The following is a 22,952-nucleotide window of genomic DNA, read 5'->3' as shown; positions in this document are numbered from 1 at the left end:
GCCTATTGGCGGTTCTTTCGGACCATTAAGACTGTTTGGACATTGCAGCAACTTCTGCTGCGAAGTCAGCGACAGCTTTCTCAATGCCTTCACCCACTTCGAAGCGGATGAAGTTGATGACGTCAGCGTTTTTCTCTTTCAACGCCTGGCCAACAGTTTTGCTTGGGTCGATAACGAAAGCCTGACCAGTCAGAGAAACTTCGCCGGTGAATTTCTTCATGCGGCCTTCAACCATTTTCTCTGCGATCTCTTTTGGCTTACCAGACTGCATGGCGATGTCCAGCTGAACCTGGTACTCTTTATCAACCACGTCTGCAGATACGTCTTCTGGCTTAACAAATTCTGGCTTGCTTGCAGCGATGTGCATGGCAACTTGCTTGCTCAGCTCTTCGTTAGCACCGGTGGTAGAAACCACAACACCGATACGCGCGCCGTGCTGATAGCTGTTCAGCTCAGCACCTTCCAGGATAGCAACACGACGGATGTTGATGTTCTCACCGATTTTTGCAACCAGCGCTACGCGTTCTTCTTCGAACTGCGCTTTCAGAACTTCCACATCGGTAACTTTGCCAGCAGCTGCTGCATCCAGAACCTTGTCAGCAAACGCCTGGAAACCGCCATCTTTAGCCACGAAGTCGGTCTGGCAGTTTACTTCCAGAATCACGGCGAAGCCGTCAGCGATTTTGGTTTTAATCACGCCATCAGCAGCAACGTTGCCTGCTTTTTTAGCGGCTTTGATTGCGCCAGATTTGCGCATGTTCTCAATCGCCAGCTCGATGTCGCCATTCGCTTCGGTCAGCGCTTTTTTGCAGTCCATCATGCCTGCGCCAGTACGCTCACGCAGTTCTTTTACCAATGCAGCGGTAATATCAGCCATTCCAGAATCCTCGATTCGTCTCTGTGTGCTCACACACTGTCAGAAACTTGTTGCGGAAAATTTACTCTGCCCCGCTCTCAGATGTGAGCGTGACAGACTTAGATAAAATAAAGGGGCCTGAACGGCCCCCTTAACAGATAACATCTGATGTCTAAGGGCTCTTAAAAAGAGCGAACCTTATTAAGCTTCAGCAGCTTCTTCAGCCTGCTCAGCCAGGTCCTGTGAACGGCCTTCGCGCACGGTAGTGGCAACGGCAGTCAGGTACAGGCTTACAGCACGGATCGCATCGTCGTTACCTGGGATAACGAAGTCAACGCCGTCTGGATCAGAGTTGGTATCAACGATAGCAAATACTGGGATACCCAGGTTGTTTGCTTCTTTGATAGCGATGTGCTCGTGATCAGCGTCAACAACGAACAGTGCATCCGGCAGACCGCCCATATCTTTGATACCGCCCAGGCTGTTTTCCAGCTTGGCCAGTTCGCGAGTGCGCATCAGCGCTTCTTTCTTGGTCAGTTTGTCGAAAGTACCGTCCTGAGACTGAGACTCAAGATCTTTCAGGCGTTTGATTGACTGACGAACGGTTTTCCAGTTAGTCAGCATGCCACCCAACCAGCGGTGGTTTACGAAGAACTGGTCGCAGCTCAGCGCTGACTCTTTTACCGCTTCGGCAGCAGCGCGCTTAGTACCAACGATCAGAATCTTACCTTTACGGGAAGAGATCTTTTTCAACTCAGCCAGAGCGTCGTTGAACATTGGCACAGTCTGCTCGAGGTTGATGATGTGAACCTTGTTACGTGCGCCGAAGATGAATGGCTTCATTTTCGGGTTCCAGTAACGGGTCTGGTGACCAAAGTGAACACCAGCCTTGAGCATGTCGCGCATTGAAACAGTTGCCATGATTACCTCTAAAGTTTGATTTGGGGTTGGGCCTCCATGTATCCCATACGACCGACCTCTTTCAAGGCACCCCGGCGTATGTGTCGATACATGTGTGTTTTAGTACACATAATGAGTTTTATGCGTTTCCTGCCAGCCAAACGTCGGCGACAGAGAATCGTCGGCGCGCTTTATACCACAATGCGCAGGAATACGCCAATAGTAGTTAGCTTGAGCAGGCGCAGACAATCGCTATTTGGCAGCCCATTTGCTGGCTGCTAACATGACTGCCACAGAACTCATTATTGTCGAAAATTTCGACGATCGCGGATTAATTTAATGGCCATTTCAATTAAAACCCCTGAAGAAATCGAAAAAATGCGCGTCGCGGGCCGTCTTGCCGCTGAAGTGCTGGAAATGATCGCACCGCACGTGGTGCCTGGCGTGACCACCGGTGAACTGGATCGTCTCTGCCACGAACACATCACGCAGAAGCAGCAGGCTATTTCCGCCTGTCTCGGCTATCACGGCTTCCCGAAATCGGTGTGTATTTCGGTGAATGAAGTGGTTTGTCACGGTATCCCAAGCGACGATCGCGTGTTGAAAGACGGTGACGTGGTTAACGTCGACGTCACGGTGATCAAAGATGAATATCACGGCGATACCTCAAAAATGTTCATCGTCGGTAACGCAACCATTCAAGGCGAGCGTCTGTGTCGCGTTACTCAGGAAAGCCTGTATATCGCGTTGCGCCTGGTAAAACCGGGTATTCGTCTGCGTGAGTTGGGCCGTGCGATTCAGCAGTACGTCGAAGCTCAGGATTTCTCGGTGGTACGCGAATATTGTGGTCACGGCATCGGTAAAGGTTTCCATGAAGAGCCGCAGGTCCTGCATTACGACGCGGATGACAGCGGCGTGGTATTGCAAGCGGGCATGACTTTCACCATCGAACCGATGGTCAATGCCGGTGATTACCGCATCCGCACCATGAAGGATGGCTGGACCGTGAAAACCAAAGATCGCAGCTTGTCCGCGCAGTATGAGCATACTATTGTGGTGACAGAAAACGGCTGTGAGATTCTGACGCTGCGTGAAGATGACACCATTCCAGCGGTGCTCGAAAACGTCGCGTAATCATCTTCCTGACAGTACCAGGCCGGCTTGTAGCTGGCCTTTTTTATGTGCGTAATGATGAGGCATGTTGATGAGTGGTAGCGTGACCGAAGCAGTACACAAAGGCCTGACCGATTCCCCCGCCAGTTGGCCCGATGACGCCCTGACGCGCGACAAGCTCAAACAGTATCTTGAGCAATTCCAGCAACATCTGGGCATCGCATTTGATGCGGGCACCGATATCGAATCCCTGATCGATGCCCGCACGCTATTTATCGACCGCTTATTACGTCGTCTGTGGCGCTTCTTTGGTTTCGACCAGATGAAAGAGATCGCGCTGGTTGCCGTGGGTGGCTATGGTCGCGGCGAACTGCACCCGCTCTCCGATATTGATGTGCTGATCCTCAGCCGCCAGCCGCTGGACGACGCCGCCGCGCAGCGCACCAGCGAGCTGCTGACGTTGATGTGGGACCTGAAGCTGGAAGTGGGTCACAGCGTACGTACGCTGGAAGAGTGCTTGCTGGAAGGCTTATCCGATCTGACGGTAGCCACCAACCTGATCGAATCGCGCATGCTCACCGGCGATGTCGCGCTGTTTCTCGAACTGCAAAAGAACATCTTCAGCGATGGCTTCTGGCCATCGTCGCGCTTTTTCGCCGCCAAAATTGAAGAGCAGCAGGAGCGCCACCAGCGTTATCACGGCACCAGCTACAACCTCGAACCGGATATCAAAAGCAGCCCTGGCGGCCTGCGTGACATTCACACGCTGCAATGGGTCGCGCGCCGCCACTTTGGCGCCACGACCATGGATGAGATGGTCGGTTTCGGCTTTATCACCGAAGCAGAGCGCAATGAAATTAATGAATGTCAGGAGTTTCTGTGGCGCATTCGCTTTGCGCTGCACTTAACGCTGCCGCGCTATGACAACCGCCTGCTGTTTGATCGCCAGCTGACCGTCGCCCAGCGCCTCAACTACCTGGGTGAAGTCAACGAGCCGGTTGAGCGCATGATGAAGGACTTCTACCGCGTCACGCGCCGCATCGGTGAACTCAATCAAATGCTGCTGCAGCTGTTCGATGAAGCGATTCTCGCACTGTCGACCACCGAAAAGCCGCGCAACATTGATGACGATTTCCAGATTCGCGGTGACCTGATCGACCTGCGCGATCTCACGCTGTTTGAGCGAGAGCCGCAAGCCATCCTGCGTATGTTCTACGTGATGGTGCGTAACGAAAACATCAAAGGCATTTACTCCACCACGCTGCGTCAGTTGCGCTATGCGCGCCGCCACCTGAAACAGCCGCTGTGCCAGATTCCGCAAGCGCGAGAAACTTTTATGGCGATTCTGCGTCATCCGGGTGCGGTAAAACGCGCGCTGCTGCCGATGCATCGTCACAGCGTGTTGTGGGCTTATACGCCACTGTGGGGCAATATCGTCGGTCAAATGCAGTTCGACCTCTTCCACGCTTACACAGTGGATGAACACACCATTCGCGTGCTGCAGAAGCTGGAAAGTTTTGCCGATGAAGCCACGCGCCCGATGCATCCGCTGTGCGTGGAACTTTGGCCGCGTCTGCCACAGCCGGAGCTGCTGCTGATGGCCGCGCTGTTGCACGATATCGCCAAAGGCCGCAACGGCGATCATTCGATTCTTGGCGCGCAAGATGCGCTGGATTTCGCCGAATTACACGGCCTGAATTCACGCGAAACGCAGCTGGTTGCCTGGCTGGTACGCCATCATTTATTGATGTCCGTGACCGCGCAGCGCCGCGACATTCAGGATCCCACCGTTATTCAGCAGTTCGCTGAGGTGATGCAGAACGAAAATCGCTTGCGTTATCTGGCCTGCCTGACGGTTTCCGATATCTGCGCCACCAATGAAAGCTTGTGGAATAGCTGGAAGCAAAGCCTGTTGCGCGAGCTGTTCTTCGCCACCGAAAAACAGTTACGACGCGGCATGGAAAATAGCCCGGATCTGCGCGAACGCGTGCGCCATCACCGCCTGCAAGCGCTGGCGCTACTGCGTATGGAAAACCTCGACGAAGAGCGTTTGCACCATATCTGGAGCCGCTGCCGCGCCGACTATTTCCTGCGTCACACGCCGAATCAGCTCGCCTGGCACGCGCGTCATTTGATTCACCACGATCTCAATAAGCCGATGGTGCTGGTCAGCCCGCAGGCTACGCGCGGCGGCACGGAGATCTTTATCTGGAGTCCGGATCGCCCACACCTGTTTGCGGCGGTGGCCGGCGAGTTAGATCGACGCAACCTCAGCGTGCATGATGCGCAGATTTTTACCAGCCGTGACGGCATGGCGATGGATACCTTTATTGTGCTGGAGCCGGATGGCAGCCCGCTGGCTGCCGATCGTCATCCGCTGATCATTCAGGCGCTGGAACAAGCCATCACGCAAAACGAATGGGTGCCGCCGCGTACGCGTCGCCAGTCAGCGCGTCTCAAGCATTTCAGTGTCGATACGGAAGTGAATTTCCTGCCGACACACACCGATCGCCGCAGTTATCTGGAATTGGTCGCGCTCGATCAGCCCGGCTTGCTGGCGCGCGTAGGTGAAGTGTTTGCCGATTTGGGCGTATCGCTGCACGGTGCGCGCATCAGTACGATTGGTGAGCGGGTTGAGGATCTTTTCATCCTGGCCGATAGCGAGCGGCGTGCGCTTGGCGTGGAAATGCGCAATGTGTTGCAACAGAGGTTGACAGAGGCCCTTAATCCAACCGATAAACAGTGACCTGGCTTTCATCCTTCACGTTGCAGGTGCGTTGGCTTTCCTCGCTCACCCCGATCACATACTGATGTATGCTCCCGGGGATTTGCTGCGTCGCCGCCTTCCTGCATCATGAAGGATGTTTGCCAGGTAATTTTACTATGTACGCGATCTGGCGTGCATTCCGCTATGACAGAATCAGGAAATAAATATGCAACAGTTACAGAGCGTTATCGAATCTGCCTTTGAGCGCCGCGCCGACATCACGCCATCTAGCGTAGACAGCGCGACCCGCGATGCTATCACCCAGGTTATTGGCCTGCTGGATAGCGGTGAACTGCGCGTGTCTGAAAAGATCAACGGTGAGTGGGTAACGCATCAGTGGCTGAAGAAAGCTGTGCTGTTGTCGTTCCGCATCAACGATAACCAGGTAATGGAAGGTTCTGAAACCCGTTTCTACGATAAAGTGCCGATGAAATTTGCTGGCTGGGATGAAGCGCGCTTCAAAAACGCCGGTTTCCGCGTTGTACCACCTGCTGCAGTGCGTCAGGGCGCATTCATCGCGCGTAATACCGTGCTGATGCCTTCTTACGTCAACATCGGCGCTTATGTTGATGAAGGCACCATGGTGGATACCTGGGCGACCGTGGGATCTTGCGCGCAGATCGGTAAAAACGTCCACCTGTCAGGCGGCGTGGGCATCGGTGGCGTGCTGGAGCCGCTGCAGGCTAACCCAACCATCATTGAAGATAATTGCTTCATTGGTGCACGTTCAGAAATCGTTGAAGGCGTGATCGTCGAAGAAGGTTCAGTAATCTCCATGGGCGTTTACATCGGCCAAAGCACCAAAATCTTCGACCGCGAAACGGGCGAAGTGCATTATGGCCGCGTTCCAGCCGGTTCTGTCGTGGTTTCAGGAAACTTGCCTTCTAAAGATGGCAGCTACAGCCTGTACTGCGCGGTAATCGTGAAGAAGGTTGATGCTAAAACACTGAGCAAAACAGGTATTAACGAGCTGTTACGTAGCATCGACTAAGCTTCTCCTGCCTTAAAATCTTCCTGACGGGCCTGCTTACAGGCCCGTAATTATTTGTTTACACGCCCGCCCGATTTACCTGTTTCGCGCCGCGAATTAACACGTGCGTTTATTTTTCAAACAGTTCATAATCCGCGCCAAGTTAACTCCGGTCGCGCACTGTTCATCCCGGTTTTTGTGTCTACAGTTGATTAAGTATGCCGTAAGCGTTCCGGTTGCCGCGTTTCTGCTGCATCCCGAATGATGATGATAGTCCTGCGCGCTCACCCACTCTTAGATGGAATATAAACGCTATGTACGACAACCTGAAAAGCTTAGGTATCAGCAACCCTGACGACATCGACCGTTACAGCCTGCGTCAGGAAGCAAACAACGACATTCTTAAAATTTACTTCCGCAAAGACAAAGGTGAATTCTTCGCCAAAAGCGTGAAATTCAAATACCCACGTCAGCGTAAAACCGTTGTCGCCGATCACACCAGCCAGGGTTACAAAGAAGTTCAGGAAATCAGCCCGAACCTGCGTTACGTGATTGATGAGCTGGACCAGATTTGCCAGCGCGACCAGGTTGAAGTGGATCTGAAGCGTAAAATTCTGGCGGATCTGCGCCATCTGGAAAGCGTGGTCTCAAACAAGATCGCTGAGATCGAATCTGACCTCGATCAGCTGACCCGCAATAATCGTTAATTTCCCGCTTTAGATGAGAGGCCAGCTAATGCTGGCCTTTTTTATGGCTGCGGATAAGGCAGCGAAAGCAGCCAGGTATCGCGCTGTGCCTGCAGCACCGCCCCACTTTGTTGATCTGTCCATCGCGTCTGCATGATCCACTGCTGATAACGCGGCTGCTGCAGGCTGTTGTCAGCCATTGAAAGCAGCGGAATGATCCTTTGGCTCACCCGATCGCGGTTCTTCCACGGCCAGACGTTGTTGGCGTCGCTATAGGGCGCCATCGCGTCAAGCGCATCCAGCAACGAACCGCTTTGCTGCTTTTGCTGTTGGTTATGCCATAAATCTCCCAGCCCCGCTTTACTGGCAAGCTGCGCCAATGCGGTAAGAGCCTGCAGATTGAAGTAGCTGTAATGGAAGGATCGGGTGCGCGCCAGCTCGGCTGGTTGGCTGCCATCGGCACGAATTTGCAGCGCAAGTTTACTGCGTGCCAGCGCCACCATCGCTTTTACCGTCTCGCGATCGCCCAGATACCACGCTATTCCCGCCACCTGCGTGCAATACCAACTGCCATGATTATTCGCCGCCGCCGCTTCCTTGAGTGCTAGCGGATTGTGCCGCAGCCAGTGCAGATACTCGCTAAACCACTGCTGCATCGCCTGCTGATCTGCAGGCTGCCAGCCCGGCGCGTTGCGAAGCAAGGTCAACGCATCCACCACGCGCGTGGCAAAATAGCGCCCATCCAGCACGCCATCATGGCGTCCAGCGGATCTTCCCGGAATGCCTTGCGCAAAATTGAGGTTGGGATGCATACGGCTGGCGGGATGGATAAACCAGTGACGCATCATCGCCAGCGCTTTATCGGCATAGCGTTGATCGCCAGAGAAATACCAGGCCAACGTTAGTGCCTGGAAATCGGCAGTAAAACGCGCCAGCCGCACGCCATCACTCTGACCGTTTTTACTGGCGGGATTCACTTCGCCGTCGCGACGCTGCCACGGCAGGCCGTTGGCTTTGCTGGCATCCGGCCACCAATAGGCGCTTAGGCTCAAATAATCCTGCTTCGAACCGCTCGGCGGCAGCATGCCTTTATCTATGACGCTGGGATTAAGATGCTTCAGCGCGTTGTCTGCCTGCTGTTGCAGCTGATGCCAGGCTGCGACCGTCGGTGGCGCAGCTCGATGCTGCGTCAGCTGCTGCTTAACCCGCTGAAGATCGCTTAAAGACAGAAAGGCCGGTTCGTTGGCCATACTTATTGCGCTGTACAGCCACACTAGCGCCATCCACAGTGTCTTCATTAACTCTGCTCATCCAGTTGTAGCGCCACATACAGCAGCAAACGATCGTCAAAGTTGCCCAGATCGAGTCCGGTAAGCTCGGAAATACGATTGAGTCGATACTCCAGCGTATTACGGTGAATAAACAGCGCGCGTGCTGTCGCGCTGGGTTGCACGTTATGGCTGAACCATGCCACCAGCGTGCGTCGCAGCAAACCATTGTTATCCATGCTTTTTAGTTTCACCAATGGGCGCGCCAGTTCGTTGGCCTGCCAGCCGCCGCGTAAACTGTCGAGCAGTACCGGCAGCACCAGATCCTGATAAAAATAGCTGCGCTGTTCGGGCATGCGCTGCTTGCCCACCATCATAGTGGTGCGCGCGGTGCGGTACGAACGTGCGATGCTGCCGGGGCCGGTAAAGTAGTTGCCGAGCGCAATGCGCATCCGCACTTGCCCGCTCTCCTTCATACGTTGCAGCAGTTGATCAACCCGACGACGATGATCGTCCTGATCGTAGCGCCCATGCGCATTCAGTGCCGGTTTTAGCACCACCATTTCAGTGAGTGAAACAATCGCAATCAGGTTGTCACGTTCTGGCGTGGTCAGCAGCGTTTGTAACTGCTGGAGTTCGGACATCGCGCTATCAACGCCGAGCTGACCGCTGTCAACTTCCACCACCGCAACCACACGTGGCTGATTAAGATCGATACCGAGCCGCTGCGCCCATTCGCTCAGCGCTGGCGATAAGGTTTCGCTGCGCACCAGATTCAGCACCAGCTCTTCACGCAAACGGCTGTCCTGCGCCAGCATATGCAGCAAACGCGCCTGTTCCAGCATCATTTCGGCGGTCATACACACCAGCTCGCCGTAATGACGCAGCGTCGCCGGTTGACCGGTCAAACCGATAACGCCGACGATGTCGCCATCAATACGTAGCGGCAAATTGATGCCAGGACGCACGCCGTGCAGATGTTTTGCCACCGCTTCATCAATATCCACTACGCGGCCTTGAGACAGTACCAGCAGCGCCCCTTCGTGCAATTCGCCAATCCGCTCACGATCGCCACTGCCAATGATGCGGCCGCGCGCATCCATCACGTTGACATTGCTATCAATAATTTGCATCGTGCGGGCAACAATATCCTGAGCCAGTCGCGCATCGAGATGATAAGTGGCCATCAATCACTCCGGAGAAAAGGACGAACCGACAGAATACGCATCCTTTTAAGGCGCTGACATTGTGCAACTGCACATAGCCAAGGGGATTATGCGGGATTTGCGGTAAGCGTCACATTCAGTACCGGACATTTGCACAGACATAAAAAAGGCGAGCCAAAGCTCGCCTATTATCAATAACCTGGAAACTTACTGCATCAGCAGATACAGACTGCTATCACCGCGCTGTACGTTCAGTGCCAATACAGAAGGTTTCGTGTCGAGTACCTTACGCAGCTCGCCGAGATTCGCCACGGCTTGCTGGTTTACGCCCAGAATCACGTCACCTTTCTTCAGGCCGATACGCGCCGCAGCGCTGCCTGCTTTCACATTATCGACACGCACGCCTTTCTGGCCGTTAGAATCGATATTACTGAGATCGGCACCTTCAATACCGGTGTAAATGGTGGCCGACTGCACTTTATCCTGCGAGCTCTGTTGCAATTCAACCGTGATATTCACCGGTTTACCCTCGCGCAGCAGACCGAGCTGCAGCTTGGTGCCGACCGGCAGCGAGCCCACTTCTGCACGCAGTGCCGCGAAGCTGGTCAGCGCTTTACCGTTCATTGACACCACCACGTCACCCGCTTTCACTCCAGCTTTTGCCGCTGCGGAGTTCGGCAGCACCTGGCTGACAAAGGCGCCGCGCTGCGCATCGACTTTCATCGCTTTCGCCAGCTCGGAATTCAGCTCGGTACCCATAATGCCCAGTTCGCCACGTTTCACCTGGCCGTATTCCACCATCTGCGCGGTGAGGTTTTTCACCATCGAGCTGGGGATAGCAAAGCCGATACCGATGTTGCCGCCGTCCGGCGCCAGAATCGCGGTGTTAATCCCGATCAGTTCACCGTTAAGGTTAACCAGCGCACCCCCGGAGTTACCGCGGTTAATTGCTGCATCGGTTTGGATAAAGTTTTCATAATTTTCAACGTTCAGGCCGCTGCGGCCCAGCGCCGAAACAATCCCTGAGGTCACCGTTTCACCGAGGCCGTATGGGTTACCGATCGCCACGGTATAATCACCCACACGCAGGTCGTCAGAGTCGGCAATCTTAATCGCCGTGAGGTTTTTCGCGTCCTGCAGCTGAATCAGCGCGATATCAGACTGCGGATCTTTACCAATCACTTTGGCGTCGTAGCGACGGCCATCGCTGAGCTGCACCTGAATTTTAGTGGCGTTGTCCACCACGTGGTTGTTGGTCACCACATAACCTTTATCCGCGTTGATCACCACACCGGAGCCGAGCGCACGGAACTGCTGTTTCTGCGCGTTAGCACCGCCATCCGCGCCGCCGCCATCACCGCCACCGTTTTGGCACATTGGCGAACTCTGGAACGGTGAACCGTCCTGGCAGAACGGAGAATTATCACCAAAGAATTGCTGGAACTGCTGTGGCATACGCGGCGTTTTAACCGTGGTGCTGCCTTCAACACTGATACTCACCACGGAAGGCATGACTTTTTCCAACATGGGTGCCAGGCTTGGCAACTGTTGGCTTGAAGAAGAAGCGCTCTCCGCGGCGAAAACGCTCACAGGGCTCAATGCCGTTGCGCCGAAACTCAGCGCCAACGCCAGCATAATTGTGTTTTTTTTCATTTATCTGTGTCTCTCTAAGAATGACGGCCAGACCATTGCTGTGGTCGTGATGGTGAGATTAAGTTTTTAGCGCGAAGTTCCTAATAAAGTTTTAGGCAAAGGTAAAAAATTGTTCTTCGTCTTTACAATTCTGCGCTTATTCAACCGCCATTAAACGACGATATTCATCCCAGGCATAATTGTCTGTCATCCCACTAATGTAGTCCTGAATCAGACGCGCACGATAATAACGTTCCCACAACAGGCGCTGATATTTATGCTCAACGATTAATGAACGCATGTGTTGTTGATAAGCTTTACGGTGTTTTCCGGAAAGCTTATGAAACAGACGTGTTTCAATCGGATGCTTTGCCAGAAAATCCTCGTTCATCAAGGTAGTAAACTGTTCATAGTTTAATAAAAGCAATGACTGGTATATTTCCAGCAAACCTTTAATTACACGGTAACCCTGCAATTCCAGCTGCTCGACTTCTGGATGATTAAACACTTGCTGACGCGCGACGGTTTTAAATAATGTCAGTAAGCGCCCTTCTTCGCCATCATCCTCCAGTAAAGCGTGATTAAAATCGCCCTGGAAAATAGCCGGTAAGTTATCGATGAACCGCTTAACCGCATGGCTGACCAATACGTTTTGTACATTTACCCGTAACGACATAAAAAATTGATCGCTGATACTGCGGCGTTTTTTCTGATTAGCCTCTTTCCACGCATCGCCGATAGTCCGGCTGAATACATCACCGCTTTTTACTGTGCCCCAGACGCCGAGCAAATGTTTATACAGCGTTTCAACATCGAAGATGTCTTTTTCTACGGCGTCATCCAAATCGGCAATGCAATAAGAGATGTCGTCGGCGGCTTCCATTATCCAGGTAAGCGGGAAACGATGATGTTCTTTAATATCGGTGGCTTCACGCAACTCGGCCACATATTCGCGTTCGGATAAGTAGAAGCCTGGTTTTTTCATTAATACACTGAAGGCCGCCGGTTTATCGCCTTGCCACCATGCGGGGGCAGTATATTTTAAAATGCAGGCCACCTGCGCATAGCTGAGATTGAGCTGCAGCAATGTATGCACCAAACGAATCGCCTGCGCATTACCTTCGAAATGGCATAAATCCTGACGAATCATGGCATTTAACTGGTCGAACGCTGAGCGCTCGGCCTCATTGGCAACGCCCGCTACCAGCGGGTCGACAAGCTCGGCAGGTAAGTTATCGTCGAACCAATCATTGATCGCCGCTTCCCCAAAATGCCCAAACGGCGGATTGCCGACATCGTGCAGCAGACAGGCCATCTCAATCAGGCTTTCGAATGCACCTTCAAACTCATCCAACCCATAATTGGCCAGCCCGCCGCCCTGCGTTTTCAGCGCTTGCAGAATCTCTTTGGTGATATAACGCCCGGTTTGCTGCACTTCCAGTGAATGCGTCAGACGCGAACGCACCGCCGCATTGCGTTCCAGCGGAAATACCTGCGTTTTCTGCTGCAGACGACGAATCGCCGCGGAGTTAATAATACGTCCGCGATCGCTTTCAAAATGGCGGGTAATAAAGTATTCCCCTTCGGGATCTTTGCGGCTGGTATAAGGGCGAGTGAAACTGATCTTCTTCCTGAAATTGATCGTCGCCATAATTACCCCTTATATTTTCGTGAATTCTTCCTCAATCAGCCATGTTAGACTATGCCTCACTTTTGCGGGTTACATCCATTAAATTAGCGAGATTCTTATGAAAGTAGGCATTATTGGCGCGATGGAGCAGGAAGTTACTCTGCTGCGTGACAAAATCGAAAACCGCCAGACGTTGACGCTGGCTGGCTGCGAAATTTACACCGGCACGCTAAACGGTGTTGAAGTTGCGCTGCTGAAATCAGGCATTGGCAAAGTCGCCGCCGCGCTAGGCACCACGCTGCTGCTGCAACTGTGCAAACCCGATGCGGTGATCAATACCGGTTCTGCTGGCGGATTAGCCCCCACGTTGAAAGTGGGCGATATCGTGGTATCGGATGAAGTGCGCTATCACGATGCCGATGTGACCGCATTCGGTTACGAGCCAGGCCAGATGGCCGGTTGCCCGGCCGCTTTCGTAGCGGATGACACACTGATTGCCGCTGCTGAACGGGTTATCAAGCAGCTCGACCTCAACGCGGTACGCGGTTTGGTGGTGAGCGGCGATGCGTTTATCAACGGAGCTGAACCGCTGGCGCGTATCCGTACCACTTTCCCGCAGGCGATTGCGGTAGAGATGGAAGCCACCGCCATCGGTCACGTTTGCCATCAGTTCAACGTGCCTTTTGTGGTGGTACGCGCGATTTCTGACGTGGCCGATCAGGAATCACACCTCAGCTTCGACGAGTTCCTCAGCGTTGCGGCAAAACAATCGTCACTGATGGTAGAGAACCTGCTGGTTCAGCTGGCGCGTGGCTAAACCCCTTCTTTTCGGGCTGTTGCTGCTGTGTAACAGCCTGTTCGCCGCCGCACCGCGCGTTATTACCCTTTCGCCACATCTGACGGAATTGGCCTTTGCCGCCGGCATTACGCCAGTGGCAGTCAGCGCCTTCTCTGATTTTCCCGCGCAGGCTAACGCGCTGGAACAGGTTGCGAACTGGCAAGGCATCAAGGTTGAACGCATTCTGCAATTAAAACCCGATGTGGTGCTGGCGTGGCGTGGCGGTAATCCGCAGCGGCAAATCGAACAGCTGCAGCGTTTCGGTATTCCGGTTAAGTGGATTGATCCTCAAACCATCGATCAAATGATTGATGCGCTGGCGGCATTACAACAGTGGAGTCCACAACCACAACAAGCCATTGATGCGGCGCAGACATTACGTGCGCAGGAAGCGGCGCTGCGCACGCAGTATCAGCAAAGTACACCGATCCCGCTGTTTTTGCAGTTTGGTCAGCAGCCGCTATTTACTGCTTCGCGTAACACGATGCAAAACCAGGTGATTGAGTTGTGTGGTGGCAGGAATATTTTTGCCGATAGCAGCGTGAGTTGGCCGCAGGTGAGCCGCGAACAAGTGTTGCTGCGCCATCCGCAGGCGATTGTGATAGGGGGTGATGCCGCGCATGCCGCCAGCATCGTCAGGTTCTGGCAGCCTCAGCTGGATGTGCCAGTGATCGCCATCAATGACGACTGGCTAAGCCGACCCGGCCCTCGCATGCTGTTAGCGGCAAAACAGTTGTGTGCCGATTTACATCCGACGAAAAAAAGCACCATAAAAGATTAAAGATTCGGCAGAAATTGTCGTAAATCATACTACAAGGCGCAGCAGCCACGTATGCTCTGTGCCCATTTTAGCGCTTAGCGCCATTTTGTCTTCACCAGGAACTATTCATGACCAGAGCACTGCTGCTGGCCATAGGGCTCGTGATCGCTGCACCACTGAGTGCCGCCACGTCCACCGGCTCTATTGCCGTCACCTTGACGTTATTCTCGCGTTGCGATATTTCACGCCAGAACGAACACACTCTGCCGACCGTTAATTGTGGGCGCCACTTCAGCGCGCAACCGCGCATTAGCGAACGGATATTAAAACGCGATGCCACGCGCCGTGAATCTACGCGTTTAGTGACCATTGAGTGGTAGGAATCTGGCTGCCAGAACGACAGCCAGAAGCAGCATTAGATGCTGAAGGAAGAACCGCAACCGCAGGTGGTTTTGGCATTCGGGTTAGTTACGATGAAGCGAGAACCTTCCAGGCCTTCGGTGTAATCAACCGAACCGCCCACCAGGTATTGCAGGCTCATGGGATCCACCACCAGCGCCACACCTTGTTTCTCGATGGTCATGTCGCCGTCATTCATTTGATCGTCAAACGTGAAGCCATACTGGAAGCCGCTGCAACCGCCGCCGGTGATATAAACGCGCAGTTTCAGCTCAGGATTCTCTTCATCAGAAATCAGGTTTTTCACTTTTTTTGCTGCTGCATCAGTGAATTGCAAAGGCAGCGCTGCTAAGTCGTCACTCATCTTTAACTCCGGGTAAACGTCGAGGTCAGAAAACGACCTTAATTTCGCTATTATCTGCCAGCCGTCCAGTGCAATCAAGTCTCAAGCTTGACACTGCGTGCCGCCGCATGCGCATGAAAGTATATACCCTAAACTTTAGCGCAAGCCGTTATTCCCGTAGAATGGCGCCAGATTTTTCCCGAACAGCAGGAGCAGAACAATGAGTAAGTCAGAAAACCTGTATGCCGCAGCGCAGCGCCTGATCCCCGGCGGTGTGAACTCCCCGGTACGTGCATTTACCGGTGTGGGCGGTGTGCCGCTGTTCATCGAACGCGCTGACGGTGCGTATCTGTATGACGCTGACGGCAAAGGCTATATCGATTATGTCGGTTCGTGGGGCCCAATGGTGTTGGGTCATAACAACGCCAATATCCGCAATGCGGTGATTGAAGCCGCCGCGCGCGGTCTGAGCTTCGGCGCACCGACTGAGATGGAAGTGAAAATGGCCGAGCTGGTGTGTGAGCTGGTGCCCAGCATGGACATGGTACGCATGGTTAACTCCGGTACCGAAGCCACCATGAGTGCGATTCGCCTGGCGCGCGGCTTCACCCATCGCGACAAAATCATCAAGTTCGAAGGCTGCTACCACGGCCACGCCGACTGCCTGCTGGTGAAAGCCGGTTCAGGCGCGATGACGCTCGGCCAGCCAAACTCGCCGGGCGTACCGGCCGATTTCGCCAGGCACACGCTGACCTGCACCTATAACGATCTCAGCACCGTACGTGCGGCTTTCGAGCAATATCCTGACGATATCGCCTGTATCATCGTTGAGCCGGTAGCAGGCAACATGAACTGCATTCCACCGCAGCCGGACTTCCTGCCAGGCCTGCGCGCGCTGTGTGACGAATTTGGCGCACTGCTGATCATCGACGAAGTGATGACCGGCTTCCGTGTCGCGTTGGGCGGCGCTCAGGCGTATTACGATGTGACGCCAGATCTGACCTGTCTCGGTAAGATCATCGGCGGTGGCATGCCGGTGGGTGCTTTTGGTGGTCGTCGCGATGTGATGGATGCGCTGGCACCCACCGGTCCGGTTTATCAGGCCGGGACCTTGTCAGGTAACCCGATTGCCATGGCAGCGGGCTTCGCTTGTCTGTCGCAAATTGCGCAGCCAGGCACGCACAGCACGCTGACCGATCTGACCACGCAGTTAGCACAAGGCTTGCTGGCTGCGGCGAAGGCAGAAAATATTCCGCTGGTCATCAACCACGTTGGCGGCATGTTTGGGATTTTCTTCACCGATGCCGATGAAGTGACTTGCTATCAAGACGTCACGCAATGTGACGTTGAACGCTTTAAGCGTTTCTTCCACCTGATGCTGGAAGAAGGCGTTTATCTCGCGCCTTCCGCCTTCGAAGCTGGCTTTATGTCGCTGGCGCACAGCAAAGAAGATATCCAACGCACTATCGATGCCGCACGTCGCAGCTTCGCGCAGCTGTAAATAACAAGGGCGCCGGCTGGCGCCCTTTTGCTATGCCCGCCGCAATAGCCAGATAAAGTACGGTGCGCCGAAGAAGGTCGCCATCAACCCGGCTGGAATCTGATCCGGGAACGCCAGCATCCTGCCGCACCAGTCAGCGAAGATCATTAATCCCCCGCCCAACAAGCCGGCCATCATCACCTGCGGTAATGCACGGCGGAAACCGAGCATGCGCACAATATGCGGTGCCATCAAGCCAATAAAGCTCAGCGGCCCAATAGTTAACGTTGCCGTGGCAGTCAATGCCGCCGCCAGCAACAGCAGACTTAGGCGAGAAGTCGTCAACGCCATGCCCGCCGAATGCGCGGTGGCGCTGCCGAGTGGCAGCAGCGTCAACCAGCGACTTGCCAGCGGGGCCAGTGCAATCAGCACGATTCCTACCACTGCGCTTTGCACGGCCTGCTGCATATTGATGTTGTAGGTTGAACCGGAAATCCAACTCAGCAAGCCGCCCATTCGCGGGTCGCCACTGGCCAGCAGTACCATCAAAATAGTGACAAATGCGCTATTGAGCGCCATGCCCGCCAGCAGCATGCGTTCTGGCGAGAAACCGCCGCGACTGGCCACCAGCATAATAATCAACAATGTCATGGCCGCGCCCAGCGCACCGGCTGGCAGCAACCACGCCACCGCATCGCCTGGCACGAAGAACATCATTACCACCACACCACACGCCGCGCCCGAGCTGATGCCCAACACTTCCGGACTCGCCATGGGATTGCCGGTCAGGCGCTGGATCAGCGCGCCCGCCACGCCGAGCATCATGCCGACGATCAGCGCTGCCAGCACACGCGGTGCGCGCCACGGCAGCAATTGCTGCAGCATGTCGCCGCCCACCCATGCAAAGCCGTGGGCATCACGACCAAAGGTAATGCCAACCCAGCTGAGCACGCCGAGAATCAGTAATCCGAGCAGGCACCAGCGCAAAACGTTCTGCCGCTCAGTCGGCACGCTATCACCCTGATTAAGTGCTGGCGGCACCGATCCCGTGCGCAGGCGCGGCAACAGCCACAGCAAAATGGGCACGCCGATCAGCGCGGTCGCCGTACCGGTAGACACTTCACGCCAATGGCGGGTGAGCCACAACACGCTCTGATCCGCCAGCCACAGCAGTAACGCACCAATTAACGGTGCCAGCAGCATGCGGCTGACCAGACGACGTCCGCCCAGTAACTTCGACAACAGTGGCGCGAACAGGCCAATAAAGCCGATGATGCCCGCAACATTGACCAGCTGTGCGCTGAGCAAAATCGCCAGCGCCAGCGCAGCAATACGCGCCGCCGACAATGCCAGACCCAAGTTTTTCGCCACGCCATCGTCGAGCCCCATCAGCGTGAGAGGCCGCAGCAGCGCCAGCGCCACCACAAATGCCAGCAGCAGACGCGGCCACAGCTGCGCCACATTGTGCCCATCCAGCTGATTCAACGCGCCGGTGCTCCACAGGAACATGTTCTGCAGCTGATCGTGATTAAAGATGGCGAAGATTTGATTCACCGAACCGGCATATAAACTCAGCACGAGGCCAGCCAGAATCAACGTCACGGGTGACAGACGTTTGCCCCAAGCCACACCGAAGACCAGAATGCCGACAATCAGCGCGCCGCCCATCGCCGCAAACTGCTGCGTGAGCTCGCCGCCCGGCAAATGCCATAACGTCGCCACCGTAATGCCCAGCTGAGCCCCCGACGACACGCCGAGCGTGGTGGGTTCCGCCAGCGGATTGCGCAGCACCTGTTGAAACAGTAAACCGGCCAGGCCAAGACCCGCGCCGACCAGCAGCGACAGCGCCAGCCGCGACAGCAAACTGTGATGAAATACCACTTGCTGGATATTGTTGATGTCAGGTGCGAAAAACGCTTGCGACCACTGATCGCCTGGCAGCGCCTGGCGCAGATTGGTATAGGTTAATGCCAACGCCAGCAGGAAGACGGCACTTAGCAGCGCGACGGGAAAAAGACGATTGCGCATCAGTGCGACTCCAGCGCGTGTTCCAGCACGCGGACAAATTTCAGCGCTGAATAGGTCGCGCCGTAATACCACACCGCCGGAGCGCGCTGGAAACGTTGCGCCCGGACAAACGGCAGCGCCTGCCACAGCGCGCTGGCCATCACTTGCTGCATGTCACGATCGTTATCGTGATCGAAGCAGATCACCTGCACATCACCGACTTCTGCCAGCCGCTCTAATCCCACTACCGCGCTCCCCCAGAAGTTGGTTTCACCTTGCCACGCATTGCTTAACCCAAGGGTTTCCATCACTTCAAGGAACAAGCTGTTTTTACCGAAGGTAATCGCGTGGCGGCTATCCATCAGCGACATCAGCAGCACCGGACGATCGGCCCACGGCTTAAGACGTTCACGCGCCGCCGCCAGTTGTTCATCCACAAACAGCAAATGCTGCACGGCCAGCGCTTCACGTCCAAGACGGGCGCCGAGCGCCAGCAGCGAATGACGCGCGGTGCTCAGTGGTTTGCCATCGCCGCTGTTGAGGTCAAAGCCCATGGTGGGTGCGATGCGCTGCAATTTATCCAGCGCCGGGCCGTAACCCTTCGAGTGCAGGATTAGCGCAGGTTCGAGCTGTGTCATCAGCTCCAGATTGGGTTCGGTGCGCAGACCGATATCGATAACGCTGGACGGCAGCGGCGGATCGCCAACCCAAATGTTGTAGTTGTGCATGTCGGCCACGCCGAGTGGCGTCACGCCGAGCGCCATCAGCAGCTCCACCGGCAGCCACTCCAGCGCCAGAATGCGCTGTGCATCCGGCACAGCGGCACGCAGTGGCAACGCAGACATCATGGGAGAAAGCGCCAGCGCCGTCAGCAGGCGGCGGCGGGAAATGTCGAACATGGCGTGGCCTTAGTAAACGAAACTGACGGGCGCGCCGCCCAGCGGATGCGGCAAAATGCCCATCGGAATACCGTAAATGGTGCCCAGCACATCGGCCTGCATGATCACTTCAGGGCCGCCTTCGGCAATCACTTCGCCACTGCGTAACGCCACCAGACGATCGCAATAGCGTGCTGCCATGTTGAGATCGTGCAATACCGCAATCACCGTCAGCCCACGTTCGCGGCTAAGACGTTGAATCAGCGCCAGCACATCAACCTGATGTGCGATATCCAGCGCCGAAGTGGGTTCATCCAGCAGCAGGCAGCGACTGTTCTGCGCCACCAGCATCGCCAGCCACGCACGCTGGCGCTCGCCGCCTGAAAGGCTATCTACCAAGCGCCCAGCGAAAGGTTTTAATCCTACCAGCGTAATCGCTTCGTCCACGCGATCGCGATCTTCCTGACCATAACGGCCCAGCGCCCCGTGCCACGGATAGCGACCAATGGCTACCAGCTCACGCACCGTCATGCCTTCCGCCGCAGGAAGTTGCTGTGGCAGATACGCGACCTGACGCGCAAATGCTTTGCTGCCCCAGCTCTCCACCGCCTCCTCATTCAGCAATACGCGCCCTTCACTCGCCGCATGGTGACGACCGAGCATTTTTAGCAGCGTGGATTTGCCTGAGCCGTTATGGCCAATCAGCGCGGTAACTTTGCCCGCTGCAAAGGTGAGAGACAGCGGATGCAACAGCGTGCGGCCTGGCACACGAAAACTGACGTTATCCAGCCTGAAGGTGGTTTCTGCATGGTGCGGATGCTGCATGATAATCCCTGGTTAATGGGCGCCTAAGCGCCCTTTTTATCAGTATCAGAAGCGGAAGGTCGCGGTACCAACGATCTGGCGCTCAGCGCCCCAATAGCAGGCGTAATCGCGGTAGCAGCTGGCGACATATTCACGGTTGAACAGGTTATTCACATTAACGCCGATGGTTGAGCCCGGCATACCAAAGCGTGCGAGATCGTATTTCAGTGCGGCATCAACGGTGGTGTAACCGGCTACGTCGAAGTTTTGGTTTGAGTTACTGCCGTTCTGCTCTGTATCGGCGTACAACCCTTTGCTCTCACCCACATAACGCACACCCGCACCCACGGTCACGCCCGACAACGCCGTCTCATGGAAGGTGTAATCGCTCCACAGCGATGCCATATGCTTCGGCACCTGCACCGGCGTTTTACCCTTGAGATTTGTGTCTTCGGTGTATTCCGCATCAGTGTAGGTATAAGACGCGGTCATATTGATGTTGGCATTCAGCGCCGCTTTAGCTTCCAGCTCCACGCCGCGTGAACGGATCTCACCACTCTGAATACTGGCAAATGGATGATTAACCGTGTCCGGATCGGCCGTCAGGTTTTTGGTTTTGGTCAACTGATACACCGCCGCCGTCAACACCACTGGACGGTCTTTCGGTACGTATTTCACCCCCGCTTCATACTGTTTGGCACGCGAAGGATCGAAGGCTTCGCCACCATAAGTCGAGCCCGCATTCGGGATAAAAGCTTCGCTGTAGCTGAAGTAAGGCGCGATGCCGTTATCAAACACATAGTTCAGACCGCCACGCCAGGTGAAAGCCTGATCGTTCTGACGATCAACTTTATCCGTTACGCGGTCGTAGACCGAGTTCATGGCGTAATCGTAGCGGCCGCCAAGAGTGAACACCCAGCGGTTCCACTCCATCTGATCCTGTGCATACAAGCCGGTTTGACGTTGCTTATTAAGATGCTGATAAGGGTCGGCAAACGGCGTCACGCTATCGTTGCCGTATTGCGGATTTACCGCACTCAACGGTGATGCAGTACCAAACTGCGCATCAATGTCGTTGCGGGTGCGCTGGAAATCGACACCCAGCAACAACGTGTGATCAACCTGGCCTGTGGCGAATTTGGCCTGTGCCTGGTTATCGACGGCAAACTGATTGAGTTTTTCATTGGAAACCGCTGAACCGCGGGTGATTTGTTGCGATGCAGGAAGATAACCATTGCCATAAATACTACGATAATCGGTTCTCAAATCCGCATAACGCAGATTCTGTCGTACCGTCCATGTCTCGTTGAAACTGTGCTCGAAGTTGTAGCCCACCATCTTGGTGCTGCGCGAAATCTTGTTGCTGTCTTCGCCTTCATCAAAGTTGGTTGGCAATTTATAGCTGCTGCCGTCCGGGCGCGTCATCCCCACCACGGTGCCCTGACGCGGCAACCAACCGTAGTAGCCGGTTTCCGGTTCGTTCTGGAAGTAGGTCAGCAGATCGAAGCGCGTGTTTTCATCCGGACGCCAGCTGAACGATGGCGCGATGGTATAGCGCTTCTCTTTATTCATATCCTGCTGTGCGTCGGCGCTGCGTGCGAGTCCGGTCAGGCGATAGCTGTAAACGCCGTCATCATCCAGCGCGCCGCCGAAATCGAAACCGGTGGAAAACTGATTATTGGTGCCCATCTGGAACTGCACTTCACGCAGCGTCTCCTGCGTTGGACGCTTGCTTACCAGCGACACTACGCCGCCCGGATTACTCTTGCCATACAGCACCGAAACCGGACCGCGCAACAGCTCGGCACGCTCAAGAAAATAGGGATCGATAGCGAACTCAGAGTAGTTATCACCCTGTAGTTTTAGGCCATCAAGATATTGGTTGGTGTTGGTTTCGCTGAAGCCGCGAATCGACAACGCATCGATCACATTGGAGCTGCCGCGATTACCGGTTAATACGCCTGGCGTGTAGTTGAAAGCCCCTTTCACGCTGGTGACGTTTTTCATCGCCATCTCTTCCTGCGTGACCACAGAGATTGACTGCGGGTTCTTCTCAATCGGCGTATCGGTTTTGGTGCCAGTGGCGCTGCGTTTGGCTGCGATGGTCGGCGACGGGCCCCACGCTTTCTCTTGTGCGACGCCGCTGCCACCGTCGGCGCTAACCACCACGGTATCTTCAGCCAGCGCCTGTGCGCTTAACGTGCCCAACGTCAGGGAAATAAGCCAGGCCAGTGGACGGCGGGATGAGCCTGGACGTAAAGAACAAGGATGAGTCTTTCGCGTATTCATAAATGAGGTCTCTCGAAAAAAGTCGATGCAGGCGAATACAAACGAGAATGATTATTATGACGGACGGATTTTAGGCGAAATCCCGCCATATTCGCAACGTCTAATGGCTGTTGGCGGGGCGTTTGCGACCAGATCGCGCATGTTTATGATCGAGAATAATAAAAAT

The 22,952-nt window shown here is 54.9% G+C and carries 19 protein-coding genes; 8 read left to right on the top strand and 11 right to left on the bottom strand.

Features of this window, described 5'->3' with window-relative positions; all coding sequences use genetic code 11:
* Positions 1-25: 25 nt before the first annotated feature.
* Positions 26-877 carry a translation elongation factor Ts gene (tsf, locus tag ACRQ84_RS18865; protein ID WP_064737515.1) on the bottom strand — a complete coding sequence of 284 codons (852 nt, stop codon included), beginning with the start codon at positions 875-877 and terminating at the stop codon, positions 26-28.
* 180 nt (positions 878-1,057) lie between these two features.
* Positions 1,058-1,777, bottom strand: coding sequence for a 30S ribosomal protein S2 (rpsB, locus tag ACRQ84_RS18860; protein ID WP_007893898.1), 720 nt, complete (start codon positions 1,775-1,777; stop codon positions 1,058-1,060).
* A 318-nt stretch (positions 1,778-2,095) separates the two neighbouring features.
* Here rpsB and map point away from each other — a divergent pair, with 318 nt between their 5' ends.
* The 4 genes from map to ACRQ84_RS18840 all read left to right on the top strand — a co-directional run bounded on the left by map (position 2,096) and on the right by ACRQ84_RS18840 (position 7,313).
* Complete coding sequence (gene map / locus ACRQ84_RS18855) at positions 2,096-2,890, top strand: type I methionyl aminopeptidase (protein WP_064737516.1); 795 nt, start codon at positions 2,096-2,098, stop codon at positions 2,888-2,890.
* A 70-nt stretch (positions 2,891-2,960) separates the two neighbouring features.
* Entirely contained in the window at positions 2,961-5,615 is a 2,655-nt protein-coding gene (glnD, locus tag ACRQ84_RS18850) for a bifunctional uridylyltransferase/uridylyl-removing protein GlnD (RefSeq protein WP_064737517.1), read from the top strand.
* A 187-nt stretch (positions 5,616-5,802) separates the two neighbouring features.
* The gene (gene dapD / locus ACRQ84_RS18845) at positions 5,803-6,627 is read left to right on the top strand and encodes a 2,3,4,5-tetrahydropyridine-2,6-dicarboxylate N-succinyltransferase (protein ID WP_008108489.1); all 825 of its coding nucleotides are present in this window, start codon (positions 5,803-5,805) and stop codon (positions 6,625-6,627) included.
* A gap of 293 nt (positions 6,628-6,920) precedes the next feature.
* On the top strand, positions 6,921-7,313 hold the full coding sequence (locus ACRQ84_RS18840; protein WP_007893894.1) for a DUF3461 family protein: 393 nt from the start codon (positions 6,921-6,923) through the stop codon (positions 7,311-7,313).
* Positions 7,314-7,354: 41 nt separating this feature from the next.
* Here the strand turns inward: ACRQ84_RS18840 and ACRQ84_RS18835 are convergent, their stop codons facing one another.
* The 4 genes from ACRQ84_RS18835 to dgt form a co-directional block, all read right to left on the bottom strand.
* Entirely contained in the window at positions 7,355-8,590 is a 1,236-nt protein-coding gene (locus tag ACRQ84_RS18835) for an alginate lyase family protein (RefSeq protein ID WP_483816841.1), read from the bottom strand.
* Complete coding sequence (locus tag ACRQ84_RS18830; RefSeq protein ID WP_064737519.1) at positions 8,590-9,747, bottom strand: CdaR family transcriptional regulator; 1,158 nt, start codon at positions 9,745-9,747, stop codon at positions 8,590-8,592. Before ACRQ84_RS18830 ends, ACRQ84_RS18835 begins: the two co-directional genes overlap by 1 nt.
* Positions 9,748-9,933: 186 nt before the next feature.
* Positions 9,934-11,379 (bottom strand): serine endoprotease DegP, encoded by a 1,446-nt coding sequence (gene degP, locus ACRQ84_RS18825; RefSeq protein ID WP_483816840.1) that lies wholly within the window; start codon positions 11,377-11,379, stop codon positions 9,934-9,936.
* Positions 11,380-11,515: 136 nt separating this feature from the next.
* Positions 11,516-13,009, bottom strand: coding sequence for a dGTPase (gene dgt / locus ACRQ84_RS18820; RefSeq protein ID WP_483816839.1), 1,494 nt, complete (start codon positions 13,007-13,009; stop codon positions 11,516-11,518).
* A gap of 97 nt (positions 13,010-13,106) precedes the next feature.
* Between dgt and mtnN the strand changes: the two genes are divergently transcribed.
* From mtnN to ACRQ84_RS18805, 3 genes are all read left to right on the top strand, one after another.
* Positions 13,107-13,805, top strand: a complete 699-nt coding sequence (gene mtnN, locus ACRQ84_RS18815) for a 5'-methylthioadenosine/S-adenosylhomocysteine nucleosidase (protein ID WP_064737522.1) — start codon at positions 13,107-13,109, stop codon at positions 13,803-13,805.
* Positions 13,798-14,607, top strand: coding sequence for a vitamin B12 ABC transporter substrate-binding protein BtuF (btuF, locus tag ACRQ84_RS18810; protein WP_483816838.1), 810 nt, complete (start codon positions 13,798-13,800; stop codon positions 14,605-14,607). Before mtnN ends, btuF begins: the two co-directional genes overlap by 8 nt.
* A gap of 107 nt (positions 14,608-14,714) precedes the next feature.
* Positions 14,715-14,966, top strand: a complete 252-nt coding sequence (locus ACRQ84_RS18805; protein ID WP_064737524.1) for a hypothetical protein — start codon at positions 14,715-14,717, stop codon at positions 14,964-14,966.
* Positions 14,967-15,001: 35 nt separating this feature from the next.
* Here the strand turns inward: ACRQ84_RS18805 and erpA are convergent, their stop codons facing one another.
* Positions 15,002-15,349: an iron-sulfur cluster insertion protein ErpA gene (gene erpA / locus ACRQ84_RS18800; protein WP_007893884.1), complete on the bottom strand. Its 348-nt coding sequence runs from the start codon at positions 15,347-15,349 to the stop codon at positions 15,002-15,004.
* 199 nt (positions 15,350-15,548) lie between these two features.
* On the opposite strand from erpA, the gene hemL reads away from it, so the two are divergent.
* The gene (gene hemL, locus ACRQ84_RS18795) at positions 15,549-16,829 is read left to right on the top strand and encodes a glutamate-1-semialdehyde 2,1-aminomutase (RefSeq protein ID WP_483816837.1); all 1,281 of its coding nucleotides are present in this window, start codon (positions 15,549-15,551) and stop codon (positions 16,827-16,829) included.
* Between the two features lie 30 nt (positions 16,830-16,859).
* Here the strand turns inward: hemL and fhuB are convergent, their stop codons facing one another.
* From fhuB to fhuA, 4 genes are read right to left on the bottom strand one after another with little or no spacing between them, the layout of a single operon-like run.
* Positions 16,860-18,836 (bottom strand): Fe(3+)-hydroxamate ABC transporter permease FhuB, encoded by a 1,977-nt coding sequence (gene fhuB / locus ACRQ84_RS18790; RefSeq protein WP_483816836.1) that lies wholly within the window; start codon positions 18,834-18,836, stop codon positions 16,860-16,862.
* The gene (fhuD, locus tag ACRQ84_RS18785) at positions 18,836-19,714 is read right to left on the bottom strand and encodes a Fe(3+)-hydroxamate ABC transporter substrate-binding protein FhuD (RefSeq protein ID WP_483816835.1); all 879 of its coding nucleotides are present in this window, start codon (positions 19,712-19,714) and stop codon (positions 18,836-18,838) included. The genes fhuB and fhuD overlap by 1 nt, the downstream gene beginning before the upstream one ends.
* 9 nt (positions 19,715-19,723) lie before the next feature.
* Positions 19,724-20,518, bottom strand: a complete 795-nt coding sequence (gene fhuC / locus ACRQ84_RS18780; RefSeq protein ID WP_483816834.1) for a Fe3+-hydroxamate ABC transporter ATP-binding protein FhuC — start codon at positions 20,516-20,518, stop codon at positions 19,724-19,726.
* A gap of 45 nt (positions 20,519-20,563) precedes the next feature.
* Entirely contained in the window at positions 20,564-22,786 is a 2,223-nt protein-coding gene (gene fhuA, locus ACRQ84_RS18775; protein ID WP_483816833.1) for a ferrichrome porin FhuA, read from the bottom strand.
* Positions 22,787-22,952 lie beyond the last annotated feature (166 nt).

The organism is Pantoea sp. E2023-21 (genome assembly GCF_051302795.1).
GTDB lineage: Bacteria > Pseudomonadota > Gammaproteobacteria > Enterobacterales > Enterobacteriaceae > Pantoea > Pantoea ludwigii_A.
The sequence above is the reverse complement of the archived record's forward strand: the minus strand, read 5'-3'. Positions and strand labels throughout refer to the sequence as shown.

What these genes read in the sequence shown, in the direction of transcription:
- tsf (WP_064737515.1), bottom strand. Translation starts at nt 877, where the DNA reads ATGGCTGATATTACCGCTGCATTGGTAAAAGAACTGCGTGAGCGTACT.
- rpsB (WP_007893898.1), bottom strand. Translation starts at nt 1,777, where the DNA reads ATGGCAACTGTTTCAATGCGCGACATGCTCAAGGCTGGTGTTCACTTT.
- map (WP_064737516.1), top strand. Translation starts at nt 2,096, where the DNA reads ATGGCCATTTCAATTAAAACCCCTGAAGAAATCGAAAAAATGCGCGTC.
- glnD (WP_064737517.1), top strand. Translation starts at nt 2,961, where the DNA reads ATGAGTGGTAGCGTGACCGAAGCAGTACACAAAGGCCTGACCGATTCC.
- dapD (WP_008108489.1), top strand. Translation starts at nt 5,803, where the DNA reads ATGCAACAGTTACAGAGCGTTATCGAATCTGCCTTTGAGCGCCGCGCC.
- ACRQ84_RS18840 (WP_007893894.1), top strand. Translation starts at nt 6,921, where the DNA reads ATGTACGACAACCTGAAAAGCTTAGGTATCAGCAACCCTGACGACATC.
- ACRQ84_RS18835 (WP_483816841.1), bottom strand. Translation starts at nt 8,590, where the DNA reads ATGAAGACACTGTGGATGGCGCTAGTGTGGCTGTACAGCGCAATAAGT.
- ACRQ84_RS18830 (WP_064737519.1), bottom strand. Translation starts at nt 9,747, where the DNA reads ATGGCCACTTATCATCTCGATGCGCGACTGGCTCAGGATATTGTTGCC.
- degP (WP_483816840.1), bottom strand. Translation starts at nt 11,379, where the DNA reads ATGAAAAAAAACACAATTATGCTGGCGTTGGCGCTGAGTTTCGGCGCA.
- dgt (WP_483816839.1), bottom strand. Translation starts at nt 13,009, where the DNA reads ATGGCGACGATCAATTTCAGGAAGAAGATCAGTTTCACTCGCCCTTAT.
- mtnN (WP_064737522.1), top strand. Translation starts at nt 13,107, where the DNA reads ATGAAAGTAGGCATTATTGGCGCGATGGAGCAGGAAGTTACTCTGCTG.
- ACRQ84_RS18805 (WP_064737524.1), top strand. Translation starts at nt 14,715, where the DNA reads ATGACCAGAGCACTGCTGCTGGCCATAGGGCTCGTGATCGCTGCACCA.
- erpA (WP_007893884.1), bottom strand. Translation starts at nt 15,349, where the DNA reads ATGAGTGACGACTTAGCAGCGCTGCCTTTGCAATTCACTGATGCAGCA.
- hemL (WP_483816837.1), top strand. Translation starts at nt 15,549, where the DNA reads ATGAGTAAGTCAGAAAACCTGTATGCCGCAGCGCAGCGCCTGATCCCC.
- fhuB (WP_483816836.1), bottom strand. Translation starts at nt 18,836, where the DNA reads ATGCGCAATCGTCTTTTTCCCGTCGCGCTGCTAAGTGCCGTCTTCCTG.
- fhuD (WP_483816835.1), bottom strand. Translation starts at nt 19,714, where the DNA reads ATGTTCGACATTTCCCGCCGCCGCCTGCTGACGGCGCTGGCGCTTTCT.
- fhuC (WP_483816834.1), bottom strand. Translation starts at nt 20,518, where the DNA reads ATGCAGCATCCGCACCATGCAGAAACCACCTTCAGGCTGGATAACGTC.
- fhuA (WP_483816833.1), bottom strand. Translation starts at nt 22,786, where the DNA reads ATGAATACGCGAAAGACTCATCCTTGTTCTTTACGTCCAGGCTCATCC.